This window comes from Streptomyces sp. NPDC099050 (genome assembly GCF_044759865.1).
GTDB lineage: Bacteria > Actinomycetota > Actinomycetes > Streptomycetales > Streptomycetaceae > Streptomyces.
The window spans coordinates 563872-577105 of sequence record NZ_JBIWAE010000002.1; the positions used below are offsets into that span (position 1 = coordinate 563872).

The 13234-nt window shown below is 72.9% G+C and carries 15 protein-coding genes; 8 read left to right on the plus strand and 7 right to left on the minus strand.

Annotated elements, in window-relative coordinates; genetic code table 11:
* Positions 1 to 26: 26 nt before the first annotated feature.
* Positions 27 to 917, minus strand: a complete 891-nt coding sequence (locus tag ACIQV3_RS05555; protein WP_403710015.1) for a neutral zinc metallopeptidase — start codon at positions 915 to 917, stop codon at positions 27 to 29.
* Positions 918 to 1202: 285 nt separating this feature from the next.
* Here ACIQV3_RS05555 and ACIQV3_RS05560 point away from each other — a divergent pair, with 285 nt between their 5' ends.
* The 8 genes from ACIQV3_RS05560 (at position 1203) to ACIQV3_RS05595 (ending at position 6563) form a co-directional block, all read left to right on the plus strand.
* Complete coding sequence (locus ACIQV3_RS05560; protein WP_403710017.1) at positions 1203 to 2801, plus strand: ABC-F family ATP-binding cassette domain-containing protein; 1599 nt, start codon at positions 1203 to 1205, stop codon at positions 2799 to 2801.
* Positions 2802 to 3151: 350 nt separating this feature from the next.
* Positions 3152 to 3373 carry a helix-turn-helix domain-containing protein gene (locus ACIQV3_RS05565; protein WP_327307398.1) on the plus strand — a complete coding sequence of 74 codons (222 nt, stop codon included), beginning with the start codon at positions 3152 to 3154 and terminating at the stop codon, positions 3371 to 3373.
* A gap of 170 nt (positions 3374 to 3543) precedes the next feature.
* Complete coding sequence (locus tag ACIQV3_RS05570) at positions 3544 to 4323, plus strand: enoyl-CoA hydratase/isomerase family protein (protein ID WP_403710019.1); 780 nt, start codon at positions 3544 to 3546, stop codon at positions 4321 to 4323.
* Positions 4324 to 4419: 96 nt separating this feature from the next.
* Positions 4420 to 4854, plus strand: a complete 435-nt coding sequence (locus ACIQV3_RS05575; protein ID WP_243338485.1) for an Asp23/Gls24 family envelope stress response protein — start codon at positions 4420 to 4422, stop codon at positions 4852 to 4854.
* 10 nt (positions 4855 to 4864) lie between these two features.
* The gene (locus ACIQV3_RS05580; RefSeq protein ID WP_403710021.1) at positions 4865 to 5113 is read left to right on the plus strand and encodes a hypothetical protein; all 249 of its coding nucleotides are present in this window, start codon (positions 4865 to 4867) and stop codon (positions 5111 to 5113) included.
* A 27-nt stretch (positions 5114 to 5140) separates the two neighbouring features.
* On the plus strand, positions 5141 to 5476 hold the full coding sequence (locus ACIQV3_RS05585; protein WP_403710023.1) for a hypothetical protein: 336 nt from the start codon (positions 5141 to 5143) through the stop codon (positions 5474 to 5476).
* A complete protein-coding gene (locus tag ACIQV3_RS05590) occupies positions 5473 to 6003 on the plus strand; it encodes a DUF6286 domain-containing protein (protein ID WP_403710025.1) in 531 nt (176 codons plus the stop codon). The genes ACIQV3_RS05585 and ACIQV3_RS05590 overlap by 4 nt, the downstream gene beginning before the upstream one ends.
* The gene (locus ACIQV3_RS05595; protein WP_403710027.1) at positions 6000 to 6563 is read left to right on the plus strand and encodes an alkaline shock response membrane anchor protein AmaP; all 564 of its coding nucleotides are present in this window, start codon (positions 6000 to 6002) and stop codon (positions 6561 to 6563) included. The genes ACIQV3_RS05590 and ACIQV3_RS05595 overlap by 4 nt, the downstream gene beginning before the upstream one ends.
* Before the next feature lie 21 nt (positions 6564 to 6584).
* Here ACIQV3_RS05595 and ACIQV3_RS05600 read toward each other — a convergent pair whose 3' ends face one another.
* The 6 genes from ACIQV3_RS05600 to ACIQV3_RS05625 form a co-directional block, all read right to left on the minus strand.
* Positions 6585 to 7340, minus strand: coding sequence for an SDR family oxidoreductase (locus tag ACIQV3_RS05600; protein ID WP_403710029.1), 756 nt, complete (start codon positions 7338 to 7340; stop codon positions 6585 to 6587).
* A 10-nt stretch (positions 7341 to 7350) separates the two neighbouring features.
* A complete protein-coding gene (locus tag ACIQV3_RS05605; protein WP_403710031.1) occupies positions 7351 to 8148 on the minus strand; it encodes an SURF1 family protein in 798 nt (265 codons plus the stop codon).
* Between the two features lie 126 nt (positions 8149 to 8274).
* Entirely contained in the window at positions 8275 to 8508 is a 234-nt protein-coding gene (locus tag ACIQV3_RS05610; protein WP_112453882.1) for a hypothetical protein, read from the minus strand.
* A gap of 137 nt (positions 8509 to 8645) precedes the next feature.
* Complete coding sequence (locus ACIQV3_RS05615) at positions 8646 to 9626, minus strand: DEDDh family exonuclease (protein ID WP_403710033.1); 981 nt, start codon at positions 9624 to 9626, stop codon at positions 8646 to 8648.
* Between the two features lie 43 nt (positions 9627 to 9669).
* A complete protein-coding gene (locus ACIQV3_RS05620) occupies positions 9670 to 12360 on the minus strand; it encodes an MXAN_6230/SCO0854 family RING domain-containing protein (protein ID WP_403710166.1) in 2691 nt (896 codons plus the stop codon).
* Between the two features lie 183 nt (positions 12361 to 12543).
* Positions 12544 to 13170 (minus strand): TetR/AcrR family transcriptional regulator, encoded by a 627-nt coding sequence (locus tag ACIQV3_RS05625; protein ID WP_403710035.1) that lies wholly within the window; start codon positions 13168 to 13170, stop codon positions 12544 to 12546.
* Positions 13171 to 13234: the final 64 nt, after the last annotated feature.

Consider the following 13234-nt stretch of genomic DNA (forward strand, 5'->3'; position numbering starts at 1 on the left):
CACAGCATGGCAGGCGTCGCGGGAAGTCAGCGGAAGGTGTTGCACTGGGCCATGTCGCCCGTGCGGTAGCCCTGGTAGAACCACTGCTGGCGCTGCTCGGCCGAGCCGTGCGTCCAGGACTCGGGGGAGACCCGGCCCTGGAACTTCTCCTGGATCCGGTCGTCGCCGACCGCCGCCGCCGCGTCCAGGCCGTCCCTGATGTCCTGGTCGGTGAGGCTCGTGATCAGCGGCTTGCCCGTGGACTCGTCCGGGGTCTTCGTCGCGTTGTGGGCCCACACCCCGGCGTAGCAGTCGGCCTGCAGCTCGACCCGCACCGCGTTGCTGTTCGCGCCCTGCCGCCCGTCCTGGGCCTTCTGCAGGGTGCCGGTCAGGTTCTGGATGTGGTGGCCGTACTCGTGGGCCACCACGTACGCCTGGGCGAAGGGGCCGCCGTTCGCGCCGAACTTGGTGCGGAGCTCGTTGAAGAAGCCCAGGTCCAGATAGACCTGCCGGTCACCGGGGCAGTAGAACGGGCCGACCGCCGAGGTGGCCGCCCCGCAGGCGGTGCCCACCTTGCCGGTGAAGAACACCGTCTGGGCCGGGGTGTACCGGGCGCCGCGCTTGGCGAACTCCTGCTTCCAGAAGTCCTGGGTGCTGTTGATCACCGCCACCAGCCGGCAGTCCTCCTTGGCGTTCGCGTCCGCGCCGGTCTTGCAGCTCTGCTGCACCTGGGCGGCGGAGGAGGAGGTCGACGCGGGCTCCGGGCTGCCGTCGGACAGGCCCAGCTGCTCCGGGCCCACCCCGAACAGCAGACCCATGATCAGCGCGATGAAACCGATGATGCCGCCGCCGATCGTGGCCTTCCCGCCGGGGATGCGGCTGCCGCGTACGTCCTTGACCTCGGAAGTGTCCAGATTGGCGTTGTCGTCGAACTGCATCCCGCACCGCCCTCCATTCCTGACCGGGGGTGCGTGTCAGCCCCTGCGGCGAGTATCAACCCGTTCATCCTCATACGCCCCTCGGCCCACAGGCGTGTTCCCTGGGCCGAACGGGGGACGGGGGGCAGGGGCCGGAGCCGGTCCCGCGCGGGGTGGCCGGGCCCGAAAGTAGTTGCGGGCCACCGGTAGAATGACTCCCATGGCAAATCTCCTCGCGGATTAGCGGCGTAGAAGCATCGCGTCCTGCCCCCCTTCCGCCGTCCCGACCCGCCCTGGAGTATTTCCGTGATCACCGCCACCGGCATCGAGCTGCGCGCCGGCGCCCGCATCCTCATCGAGAACGCCTCCTTCCGCATCGCCAAGGGCGACCGCATCGGCCTCGTCGGCCGCAACGGAGCAGGCAAGACCACCCTCACCAAGTGCCTCGCGGGCGAGGGAACCCCGGCCGGCGGCAGCATCGCCCGCTCGGGCGAGGTCGGCTACCTCCCGCAGGACCCGCGCACCGGCGACCTCGACGTGCTGGCCAGCGACCGGATCCTGTCCGCGCGCGGACTCGACGTCCTGCTCAAGAAGATGCGGATGAACGAGGAGCGCATCTCCTCCGGCTCCGGCGCCACCCGCGAGAAGGCGATGCGCCAGTACGAGCGCCAGGAGACCGAGTTCCTCACCAAGGGCGGGTACGCGGCCGAGTCCGAGGCCGCGACCATCTCCGCCGCCCTCGGCCTGCCCGACCGGGTGCTCGGCCAGCCGCTGCACACCCTCTCCGGCGGTCAGCGCCGCCGCGTCGAGCTCGCCCGGATCCTCTTCTCGGACGCCGACACCCTGCTCCTCGACGAGCCGACCAACCACCTCGACGCCGACTCGATCGTGTGGCTGCGCGATTACCTGAAGACCTACCGCGGCGGCTTCATCGTCATCTCCCACGACGTGGACCTGGTCGAGACGGTCGTCAACAAGGTGTTCTACCTGGACGCCAACCGCGCCCAGATCGACGTCTACAACATGGGCTGGAAGCTCTACCAGCAGCAGCGGGAGGCCGACGAGAAGCGCCGCAAGCGCGAGCGCCAGAACGCCGAGAAGAAGGCCGCGGCGCTGAACTCGCAGGCCGACAAGATGCGCGCCAAGGCCACCAAGACCGTCGCCGCCCAGAACATGGCCAAGCGCGCCGACCGGCTGCTGGCCGGCCTGGACGCCGTCCGCGTCTCCGACAAGGTCGCCAAGCTGCGCTTCCCGGACCCGGCGCCCTGCGGCAAGACCCCGCTGACCGCCGAGGGCCTGTCGAAGTCCTACGGCTCGCTGGAGATCTTCACCGACGTCGACCTGGCCATCGACAAGGGCTCCCGCGTGGTCATCCTCGGCCTCAACGGCGCCGGCAAGACCACCCTGCTGCGCCTGCTGTCGGGCACCGAGAAGCCCGACACCGGCACGGTCGTCCCCGGTCACGGCCTCAAGCTCGGCTACTACGCCCAGGAGCACGAGACCCTGGACCCGGAGCGCTCGGTCCTGGAGAACATGCGCTCCTCGGCGCCGGACCTGGACCTGGTCTCCGTACGCAAGACGCTGGGCTCCTTCCTCTTCTCCGGCGACGACGTGGACAAGCCCGCGGGCGTCCTGTCCGGTGGCGAGAAGACCCGTCTGGCGCTCGCGACGCTGGTCGTCTCCTCGGCCAACGTGCTGCTGCTCGACGAGCCCACCAACAACCTCGACCCGGCCAGCCGCGAGGAGATCCTGGGCGCCCTGCGCACCTACAAGGGCGCCGTCATCCTCGTCACCCACGACGAGGGCGCGGTCGAGGCGCTGGAGCCGGAGCGGATCATCCTGCTCCCCGACGGCGTCGAGGACCTGTGGGGCCCGGACTACCGGGACCTGGTGTCGCTCGCCTGAGGCCCTTCCGCTTCCGTGATCCTTTGCTTATGGATCATTCGGCTCAGACGTGATCCATCATCTGAGTGAGACGGTCTCATACCGATCCGTGTGCGACGAAGGCCCCGGCCGCATCTCCCAGGATGTGCGGCCGGGGCCTTCCGTTTCTGCGCTCCAGCCCCTGACCTGGCGATTCATAGGACTCGAGCGGAAATGTGACGGAGGTCATGCAGCGGAAGGGGAGATTCCGTTCTGCTCGTGTGTCCACCGCTGAAGAAATGCCGCCGTACCACCTTGCCGAATGGGTGGCCAGGAAGCCGGGGAGGGGTGATCATGAGAAGTCAGAGCGCACTTCCCATGAGGAGGCACGGGTGGCCGAAACTCTGAAGAAGGGCAGCCGGGTAACCGGCGTCGCGCGCGACAAGCTCGCGGCAGACCTGAAGAAGCAGTACGACTCCGGTGCGAGTATCCGGGCGCTGGCCGAATCGACCGGCCGGTCCTACGGATTCGTCCATCGGATGCTCAGCGAGTCCGGAGTCACGCTGCGTGGTCGCGGTGGCGCGACGCGCGGCAAGAAGGCGGCTACGGCCTGACCATTTGGTTCCTCATTGGTTCCAACGGTTTTCCGTAATCAGCTTCACGGTTCCAGTTCCACCGTCCTTCGGTGACCCCCGGTCGGTTCCATGACCGGCCGGGTGGTTACTGTGCAGTCACTTAGGCCGATTTCGCGGCTCAGCGACGGCACGACCACCGGAGGCACAAGATGGCTCTGCTCGACAAGGACGGCGTACGGCTCACCGTCGACGACACGGTCGCCACGGTGACACTGACCAATCCGGCCAAACGAAACGCTCAATCCCCCGCGCTCTGGCGGGCGTTGACGGAGGCTGGAAGGTCGTTGCCGGGCACCGTCCGGGTCGTCGTGCTGCGCGGCGAAGGGCAGTCCTTCTCCGCAGGGCTCGACCGGCAGGCATTCACCCCCGAAGGCTTCGAGGGCGAGCCGTCGTTCCTTGACCTGGCGCGCGGTTCGGAGGAACTGCTCGACTCCACCATCGCCGAGTACCAGGAGGCGTTCACCTGGTGGCGGCGCAACGACATCATCTCCGTCGCCGCAGTTCAGGGGCACGCGATCGGTGCCGGTTTCCAGCTTGCCCTCGCGTGCGATCTGCGCGTCGTCGCGGACGACGTGCAGTTCGCCATGCGCGAGACCGGGCTGGGCCTGGTGCCCGACCTCGGCGGCACCCAGCCGCTGACCTCGGCGGTGGGCTATGCCCGCGCGCTCGAAATCTGCGCGACGGGCCGTTTCGTGCGCGCCGAGGAGGCGGAACGGATCGGCCTCGCGAACCTGGTCGTCCCCGCGGGCGAGCTCGACGCGGCGGTCCAGGACCTCACCACCGCGCTGCTGGCTCCGCCGCGGGACGCGGTGACCGAGACGAAGGCGCTCCTGCGCGGTGCGGTGTCGCGCCCCTACGAGGACCAGCGTGCGGCTGAGCGCGCCGCCCAGGCCCGCCGCCTCCGCGACCTGGCCGGCCTCTCCGACTAGCCCCGCGGGGTCATCACCCGCAGCCGCGTCGGGACGGGCGGCGGGGCGGGTCCCGACTTACCGTGGTCGGGAGCCCACCGTGCGAAGGGATCCGCCATGACCGAATCCGCCGCCACAGGCAGCACCGCCAAGCCGCCCGCCGACCGTGGGAGGACGAGCATCGCCGATGGCGTCGTCGAGAAGATCGCCGGCCTGGCCGCCCGCGAGGTGGTCGGCGTCCACGCCATGGGCAGCGGCAGCGGACTCTCCCGTACCTTCGGCGCCGTCCGCGACCGCGTCCCCGGCGGGGCCAAGTCCACCGTCAGCCGGGGTGTGAAGGCGGAGGTCGGCGAGGTCCAGACCGCCCTCGACCTGGAGATCGTCGTGGATTACGGCGTGTCGATCCGGGACGTGGCCCGGGCCGTCCGTGAGAACGTCGTCTCGGCGGTGGAGCGGATGACCGGCCTGGAGGTCGTCGAGGTCAACATCGCCGTCAGCGACGTGAAACTGCCGGACGAGGACGACGAGGAGCCGGAGTCCCGACTGCAGTAGAGGAGCCCGCATGAGCATGTCGGTCGTCGGCCTCGTGGCCGGCATGGCACTGGGGTTCGCCGGGTACTTCGGCGGCTTCGGGGCCTTCCTGCTGGTGGCCGCGCTCGGCGCCATCGGCTTCGTCGTGGGCCGGTTCCTCGACGGGGACCTGGAACCCGGCGACTTCTTCCACCCAAGGGGCCGCCCCGGGGACCGGGACCGGGACCGGGACCGCGGCCGTGACCGTGACCGCGACCGCCCCCGGGACCGTGACCGATGAGCACCCCCCCGGCCCACCCCGCCCCGGGTGCCCGCCGCCGAGCGGGGAGCCACCCGGATCGCCGACCGGGTCGTCGCGAAGATCGCGGCCCGGGCCGCCCGGGAGGCGCTGACCCGCCCCGCCCCGGACGCCGCCCCGCCGCACGCCACCGTCACCGTGCACCACGACATCGCCCGCGTACGGGTGGCCCTGGAGCTGGCCTACCCCTCCGACCTCGCCGCCCAGTGCGCTGCCGTACGCCGCCAGGTCGCCCTGCGCGTCGAGGAGTGCGCGCAGATGGCCGTACCCGAGGTGGACGTCGACATCGAGCACCTGCGCCCCGCGCGGGGACGCCCCGCCCGGCCGGACCGGCGGGTCCGGTGAGCGCCCGTTTCCGGTCGACCCGGCGGTTGCCGGCCGCCGTGGGGGCGTGCGCCGTCCTCGGGGTGGCGGGGCTGTTCCTGTACGACCTGGCGGCGGTACGGGCCCACCGCCCGGGCATGCGCTGGCGCGACGAGCTCTCCCGCGCCCTGGAGCGGCACACCCCGGCCGACCCCGGCGTGCTGATCGGCGGCGCCGTCCTGGCCGTCGCCGGGGCCGCGCTGCTGCTGTACGCCCTGACCCCGGGCCTGCGCGGGATCCTCCCGATGGCCTCCGGGCATCCGGAGGTCCGGGGCGGACTGGAACGCAAGGCCGCCGCGCAGGTGCTGAGGGACCGGGTCATGGAGGTGGCCGGGGTGCGGTCGGCGCGGGTCAGGGTGGGCCGGGCCGCCATCGGGGTCCGGGCCGTGTCGCACTTCCGCGATCTGGACGACGTACGGGCCGATCTGGACGCGGTGCTCGCCGTCGGCCTCGACGAGCTGGGGCTGGCCCACGCGCCGCGGCCGCGGGTACGGGTGAACCGCCGGTGACCCTCGGCACGGTGAACCGGGTCCTGCTCGCGCTGCTCGGACTGGTCCTGCTGGCGGCGGGGGCGTCGGTGCTGACCGCGTCCGGGCCGTTCGAGGGCCGCCACGAACCCCTGCTGGCCCCGCACGGGCCGGGCTGGCCGGCGCCGTGGTGGGTGGCGCCGTGGTGGGTGGTGCTCGCCGCACTCGGGGTGTGTGTGGTGCTCGCCCTGTGGTGGCTGCTGTCCCAGCTGCGCCGGGCCCGGCTCGCGGCGGTGCTCGTGGACAGCGGGGACGGGGCGTTCGCCGTACTGCGCGGGCGGGCGCTGGAGGAGGCCGTCGAGGCCGATGTCCAGGAGGCCGTGGAAGGCGTGGCACGGTGCCGGGTCACCCTGCGCGGGCGGCGCGGGGCCCCGGCCCTGCGGGTCGCCCTGGAACTGGAGCCGCACGCGGTGCCGGCCGATGTACTGGCGGCCCTCGCCGGCCCGGTACTGGGCCGGGCCCGCGCCTCGGCGGCGCTCGCGGCCCTCCCGGCGGAGGCCCGCCTCCACGTCACTCCCCGCCGGGCGCGGCGGGTGACGTGATGCGGAGCCGGGGCGGGCGGCTCAGAAGCCGTGCCGGGAGCCGCCGTCCACCGGGAGCATGACGCCGGTCAGGTAGGAAGCCGCCGGGGACAGCAGGAACGCCGCCGAGCGGCCGAACTCCTCCGGGGTGCCGTACCGCCGCAGCGGGATGCCCGCCTCGTTGCGCGTACGGGCGAGGTCCGCGTCCCCGGACAGGGCGTCGAGCTCGCGGACCCGGTCGGTGTCGATGCGGGCGGGCAGCAGGCCGACCACCCGGATGCCGCGCGGGCCCAGTTCCACGGAGAGGGACTTCGCGAAGCCGGCCAGGCCGGGGCGCAGGCCGTTGGAGATGGTGAGGCCGGGGATCGGCTCGTGCACGGAGCCCGACAGGACGAAGCCGATGACCCCGCCGTCGTCAAGCTCGGCGGCCGCCGCCCGCGCGAGGCGGACCGCGCCGAGGAAGACCGACTCGAAGGCCGCGGCCCACTGTTCGTCGGTGTTGTCGGCCGCCGAACCGGGCGCCGGGCCGCCGACGCTGATGAGGATGCCGTCGAGGCGGCCGAAGTGTTCCCGGGCGGCGGCGACGAGCCGGGAGGCGGCTTCGGGGTCGGAGTTGTCGGCGGCCACACCGACCGCGTTCGGGCCCAGCGCCTTGGCCGCGGCCTCGGCGCGCCCCGCGTCCCGGCCGGTCAGCACCACCTTGGCGCCGTCGGCGGTCAGTTCGCGGGCGGAAGCGTAGCCGAGGCCCCTGGTGGCGCCGGTGACGACGTAGACACGGTCCTTCAGTCCAAGATCCATGCCCGACACGCTACGCGGTCGCCGCCGGCTCCCGCTCGGAAGCGGCGGTCCCCGCGGCGGCCGCCGCCTCGCGGTCGCGCTTCTCGCGCCGTACGAGCACGATCCAGCCCACCGGCACCGCCAGGGTGAACAGCCACCACTGGATGGCGTAGGCCATGTGCGCCCCGATCGAGTCGTGGTCGGGCTCGGCGATCACCTCGGGCTTGTCGTCGGCCGGTACGGGCGCGGTGAGTTCCAGGTAGCCGCCGAGGACGGGCTTGCCCAGGTACTCCGCCTGCCGGGTGCTGTTGATCAGCATCACCTGGCGGTCCGGCAGGCCCTTGCGGTCCTTGATGCCGCTGCCGCCGCTGGTCTCGTCGGCCTTCAGCCGCCCGGTGACCGTGACCTCGCCGGTGGGTGCGGCCGGCACCGGCGGGTAGGCGCGCGGGTCGTCGCCGCCCGCGATCCAGCCGCGGTTGACGAGCACGACGCGGCCGTCTTCCAGGACCAGCGGGGTGAGGACGTGGAAGCCGACCTTGTCGTCGTTGTCGGTGCGCATGCGCACCACGACCTCGTGCGCGGAGTCGTACGTACCGGTGGCGGTGACGGCCCGCCAGTAGTCGGCGCGCGGAACCACGTGGCCGGGGGAGGTGACCTCGGTCATGGGGACCGGCTTCGCCCGCAGGTTCGCGTCGATCAGCTGGTTCTGCGCGACACGGTGCTCATGGCGGTGGAACTGCCAGAACCCCAGCTTGATCATCGCGGGGATCAGGGCAAGGCCGATGAGGGTGAGGCACACCCACTGCCGGGTCAGCACAAAGCGGTACACGCCCACGACGGTACCCCCAGCGGCGAGGACCCCGGCGGCCGGGTGGCCGTCCGGGGTCGTGGCGGAGGGGGAGGGGGAGGGAAGGGGGAAGGGGGAGGGAGGAGAGCGCTGGGGGCGGTACGGGAATCAGACGCGGTCGGTGATGCCCACCTTCCCCTCCGCGCGGGCGCAGTGCCCTCCGCAGAACCACTGTCCCTCGACCTCGACGCCCTGCCCGATGATCTGGACCCGGCAGTGCTCGCAGATGGGCGCCATGCGGTGAATGGCGCAGGAGAAGCAGTCGAAGACGTGCACAGCACCCTGTGCGTGGACTTCGAAGGACATGCCGTAATCGTTCCCGCAGACTTCGCAACGTGCCATGCGCGGCATGCTGCGCAGGCCGGCCCGCCGGAACAAGATCCACCGGGGTGACTCGCGGAGCGTGCACCCGGCCGGCCCAACGGGCGGTGCGACGGGCGGCCCAACGGGCGGCCCCGAACCTCCCCCCCCCCGGGTGCTCAGTCCCCCGCCGGAGCCACGTCCCGCAGCAGCTGGGTGAAGGCGGCCTCGTCGACGACGGGGGTTCCGAAGGACTTCGCCTTCACCGTCTTGGAGGTCGAGGAGTCCGGATCGTTCGTCACGAGCAGGCTCGTGAGCCGGGACAGGCTCGTCGCGACGTGCAGGCCCGCCTCGACGGCGCGGTCCTCCAGCAGCTCCCGGTCCACGGAGGTGTCGCCGGAGAACGCGATCCGCATGCCCTGCTTGAGCGGGGTGCCGTCCGTCCACCGCCCCGGGTTCGGGTACGGGCACGCCGGCCGCTTGCGCGAGGGCCGCCAGCTGGAGCTCGCACCGTACGAGGCCTGGTACCCGACGCGCGGGGCGGCCGGGGTGTCCGACCACTCCGTCAGCGGCCTGCATTCCAGCAGGGGCAGCCGTACGTTGTCCCGCGCGGCGGCGTGCAGGGACGGACGGAACGCCTCCGCGAGGACCCGGGCGTCGTCGAGCGCGTGGTGGGCGCGCTGCTGGACTACGCCGAAGTGCGCGGCGAGCGACTCCAGCTTGTGGTTGGGCAGCGGGAGGTTCAGTTCCTTCGACAGGGCGATGGTGCACAGCCGCTGGCGCACCGGGGCGACGGCCTCGGCCCGCGCGTACTCGCGGGCGATCATCTGCCAGTCGAAGATCGCGTTGTGCGCGACCAGCACCCGGTCGGCGAGCCGGCCGGCGAACTCCGCGGCGATGTCCTTGAAGAGCGGTGCGTCCTGGAGCATGTCGCTGGTCAGGCCGTGGATCCACACGGGGCCGGGGTCCCGGAGCGGGTTGACCAGCGTGTACCAGTGGTCCTCGACGTTGCCCTGGGCGTCGAGCCGGTAGACGGCGGCGGAGATTATCCGGTCGTCGCGAGCGAGCCCGGTGGTCTCCACGTCGACGACCGCGTACCCCTGTGGGTACGCGGTCGGCCACATCGTCTCTGCGGTCGTACGGTCGGCGAGCATGGTCACAGAGGATATCGGCCCGCGCCGACACTCGAAGCCCTACGGCCTTTCAGCTCGGCCCGGCCTCGGCCCGGCTCAGCTCGGCCAGGAGGTCCCCGGCCGTCACCCGGGCGAAGGACCCGGGTACTTCGGCAGGTCCGGGGAAGAGCCGGTAGACCGTCCCCGAACCTCCTTCGGGGGCCACGCTCGCGCAGGTCAGTGCGAGGAACGCGCGCTTCCCGGCGGCCAGTTCGGCCGCGTCCGCGTCGGCGTCCGCAGGGACCCGGCGCTCCTCCGGCGGCTCCAGGGCGCCGATCCGGTCGGCGAAGGCGGCCGCGTCCTCGCCGGCCGCGGCCCGGTAGAGCCACACCTCGTCGGAGACCGAACTCTCAGTGGCCCGCCGGATCACCGCCACCTCCCGGGTACGGACCGCCGCCCGCCACACGGTGAGGTCCCACAGGGTGGTGCGGGTGCCCGAGGTGAAGTGCGCCCACACGTCCGAGGCCACGGCCGCGAGCCGGTCGCCGTGCGAGGCGACGCTCTGGAAGCCCCCCGACGGGGGCAGGTGGACGTCCGCCCACAGCGCCCGCCGTGCGGCCAGGTCCACGACCATCGGCATGCAGGCCCGGGAGGCGCCGCTCAGGTCGAACCGCTGGCGGACCGTGCGCGGATCGTACGAGGAGTCGCGCGGGCCGTCCGCCGGCAGGGTCATGAACCCGGCGAAGGCGTCGTCCAGCTCCTCGAAGAGCACGTTGTTGAAGCTGAACACCAGCGGGACCGCGTACGCGTCCCCCTGATGGGCGAGCTTCGCCAGGTCCAGGTCCACGTACTCGGTGGCCCCCTCCGGGGCCGGCGCCGAGGTGAGGTCGCCCGAATGCACGGCGGCCCTCCCCGCCCCGTACGTCAGACGGGTGTAGTCGCACAGGCCCGTGAACTTCCAGTCGGCGTCGAAGAAGGCCACCGACAGGTCCAGGTCGGTCACCTGGTCGGCGGGCTCGGTCCAGTGCAGGAACAGACGCAGCACCTCGCCACGGGGCAGCACCTCGCCACGGGGCAGCACCTCGCCACGGGGCAGCACCTCGCCACGGGGCAGCACCTCGCCACCGGGCAGCGCCAGGGCGCTGCCCCGGGGGACCGCGACCAGCGACCTCGCGGAGGAGCGCTCCCCGAAGGGCACGGGCAGCTCCGCGAGCCCGGAGTCCAGGACGGCCAGCTCGTACGGGTCCCCTTCCGCCCGGGCGAAGCGGCGCCGCACCTCCGCCTCCAGCACGGCCACGGCGGCCCGGGCGAGCGGCGCGGGCAGCGGCGGGCGGTCCTCCGTCACGGACCGGGCCCGGGTGACCCGCCCCTTCGGGAAGAACACGCGCCGGGAGCCGGTCCGGTCCGTGGAGCGCACCCGCAGCGCTCCGAGCGCCGACAGCAGCGGGCCCGCGCCGACGGCGGGAAGCCCGTGTACCAGCGCCTTCGTCAGCTCCGGCACCAGGACGTCGCCGGCGTGCAGGCGCAGCAGGTGGTCGAGGCGGCGTACGAGTTCGCCCGGGCGCTCGGCGGCCGTCTCGGCGGCGGCCGCCGGCTCCCCCTCGGCCAGGGCCCGCTCCATGCGCCCGGCCCAGGTCACGGGCAGGATCCGGTCGCCGTCCACGCGTACGGCGTCCGGATGCGCGGCGGCGGTCGCCCGCAAGGCCGAACCCAGGGCGCCGGACAGGGCGGTGCCCCGCAGTGCGGCGAAGGCCAGGGCGGCCCGGGGGTGGCGGGCGTGCCCCTCGAAGGGGTGCAGGGTCTCGGCGGCCCGCTTCCAGGCGGTCGGATGCCGCAGCAGGTCCTCGACGAGGTATGCCGCGGGCAACGCGTCGAGCACGCCGAGCAGTTCGCGGCGCAGCGGCCGGGAGAGGGAGCGGAAGCGCGACACCGGCGGCAGCTCCGCGTCGCCTCCGGACAGCGCGCCGAGGAGCCGCAGCACGTCGGTGGCGGTGGTCAGCCGCCCCGCGAGCTGTGGCCGTACGGCCTCGTGCGTGGCGGGGCCGGTGAGCAGGGCGGCGAGGACCAGCGCCTTGGTCTCCCGTGCGGGGATCTCCCCGGGGAGCCAGTCGAGTCCGGCCGGGGCCAGCCGGACCAGCAGGTACACGTCTTCGCGGTCCTCCGGCGAGAGGGGGGTCGGCCGGGCGAGCAGCGAGGTCAGCAGCCGGGCCGAGTCCGCCGCCGGGTCGGTGCCGAGCCGGAGCAGCCGCAGCGGCCCGGGCGGGTTCCCGGCCTTGGTCTTCCCGCCCTTCCCGGGCGCGTGGTCCTCCGTACGCAGGAAGGGGTCGGCCGGGTCGACGCGGCGGTGGCAGACCGGGCAGCCGGTGTAGTCGGCGCCGTCCCAGCAGGAGCGGCAGACCAGGTGGGCGCACGGCGAGACCGGGTGTACGGAGCCGGTCTCGGCGCAGAGCACGCACGGCTGGCCGGGCTCCTGGAGCAGCAGGGAGAAGACGCGGTCGACGTACCAGCGCTCGGTGTCGCGCGGGATGGAGAAGGGGAACCGGCGGAAGAGCGGCTTGTGCACCCGGTCGGAACCCATGAGCTCGTCCACGAGTGCCAGCAGGCGCGAGCGTTCGACGGCGAGATCGGTCGGCGCGAGGACGGTCAGGGCGGCGTACAGCTCCCGGCTCATGGCGTGGCCGCGTTCCAGCAGCTCGCCCTCCAGCGGGCGGACCCCTTCGGTGCCGGGTGAGGCGGCGGCCGGCGGCTGGTCGACGTAGACGGTCTGGAGCCGGCGCAGCATGAGCGAGTCGACGGGTCGGACGGCAGGCACGGTCGGCACGGTTGTGGGGTTCCCTCCGCAAATGGAAACGGGGGCGGAGAGTGGGCGCGCGGGGTCTTTCCGAAAGGGTGAGAAGGATGCACGCCGGGGAGCCGCCCCCGTGGAGCAGATCCCATCACGGGCGGCCGCGCGGCGGCAACCCGGTTACCCGGCCGGCGGCGCCAGCAGGGCCCGTACCAGGGCCCTCAGGGTCAGCTGGAACAGCCGCTCCGGATCCACCGGCCGGGCCAGCGCGCGGGCCAGCGGCGGGTCGTGCGGGGCGTCGGCCGGGTCCCAGAGTTCGCTCTCGGCGGGGGACTGGGCGGGGGAGCGTTCGCGATTGCGCTCGACCAGGACGAAGCCGATGATCTGGAACTGGATCGCCCGCACCGCGTCCGCGGCCCGGGCCCCGCGCAGGCCCGCCGCGTGCACCTCGTGGACCAGGGCCTGCTGGGCGGGCAGGAACATCCGGTCGGTGAGGCCGCGCTCGTGGACCATGGCGATCAGGTGCGGGCGACCGCGCAGCTCGCGGCGCAGGGTCCGGGCGACCGAGAGGATGCGGTCGCCGGGAGTGCGGCCGACGGGCCGGATGGCGCCCACCTCCTCCACGGTCCGCTCCACGAGGGCGTCGAGCAGCGATTCGCGGTTGCCGACGTGCCAGTAGATGGAGGTCACCGCGGTGCCCAGCTCGGCGGCGAGCTTGCGCATGGTGAGGGCGGCCGGGCCGTGCTGCTTGACCAGGGACGCGGCGGCGTCCAGTACCTCCGCGCGGGTCAGCGTGGTTCTGGCCATCGTGTCCGTCCCAACTTTCTGTCGATCCGTCAGATCGGTTACGTGCACGGGTCTTTACCCTTCA

Bases quoted from the DNA above. Each gene is read 5' to 3' on its own strand.
- ACIQV3_RS05610 (WP_112453882.1), bottom strand. From the start codon at position 8,508: ATGGCACGTTGCGAAGTCTGCGGGAACGATTACGGCATGTCCTTCGAA.
- ACIQV3_RS05625 (WP_403710035.1), bottom strand. From the start codon at position 13,170: ATGGCCAGAACCACGCTGACCCGCGCGGAGGTACTGGACGCCGCCGCG.
- ACIQV3_RS05580 (WP_403710021.1), top strand. From the start codon at position 4,865: ATGAGCATGTCGGTCGTCGGCCTCGTGGCCGGCATGGCACTGGGGTTC.
- ACIQV3_RS05570 (WP_403710019.1), top strand. From the start codon at position 3,544: ATGGCTCTGCTCGACAAGGACGGCGTACGGCTCACCGTCGACGACACG.
- ACIQV3_RS05575 (WP_243338485.1), top strand. From the start codon at position 4,420: ATGACCGAATCCGCCGCCACAGGCAGCACCGCCAAGCCGCCCGCCGAC.
- ACIQV3_RS05555 (WP_403710015.1), bottom strand. From the start codon at position 917: ATGCAGTTCGACGACAACGCCAATCTGGACACTTCCGAGGTCAAGGAC.
- ACIQV3_RS05620 (WP_403710166.1), bottom strand. From the start codon at position 12,360: ATGCTGCGCCGGCTCCAGACCGTCTACGTCGACCAGCCGCCGGCCGCC.
- ACIQV3_RS05600 (WP_403710029.1), bottom strand. From the start codon at position 7,340: ATGGATCTTGGACTGAAGGACCGTGTCTACGTCGTCACCGGCGCCACC.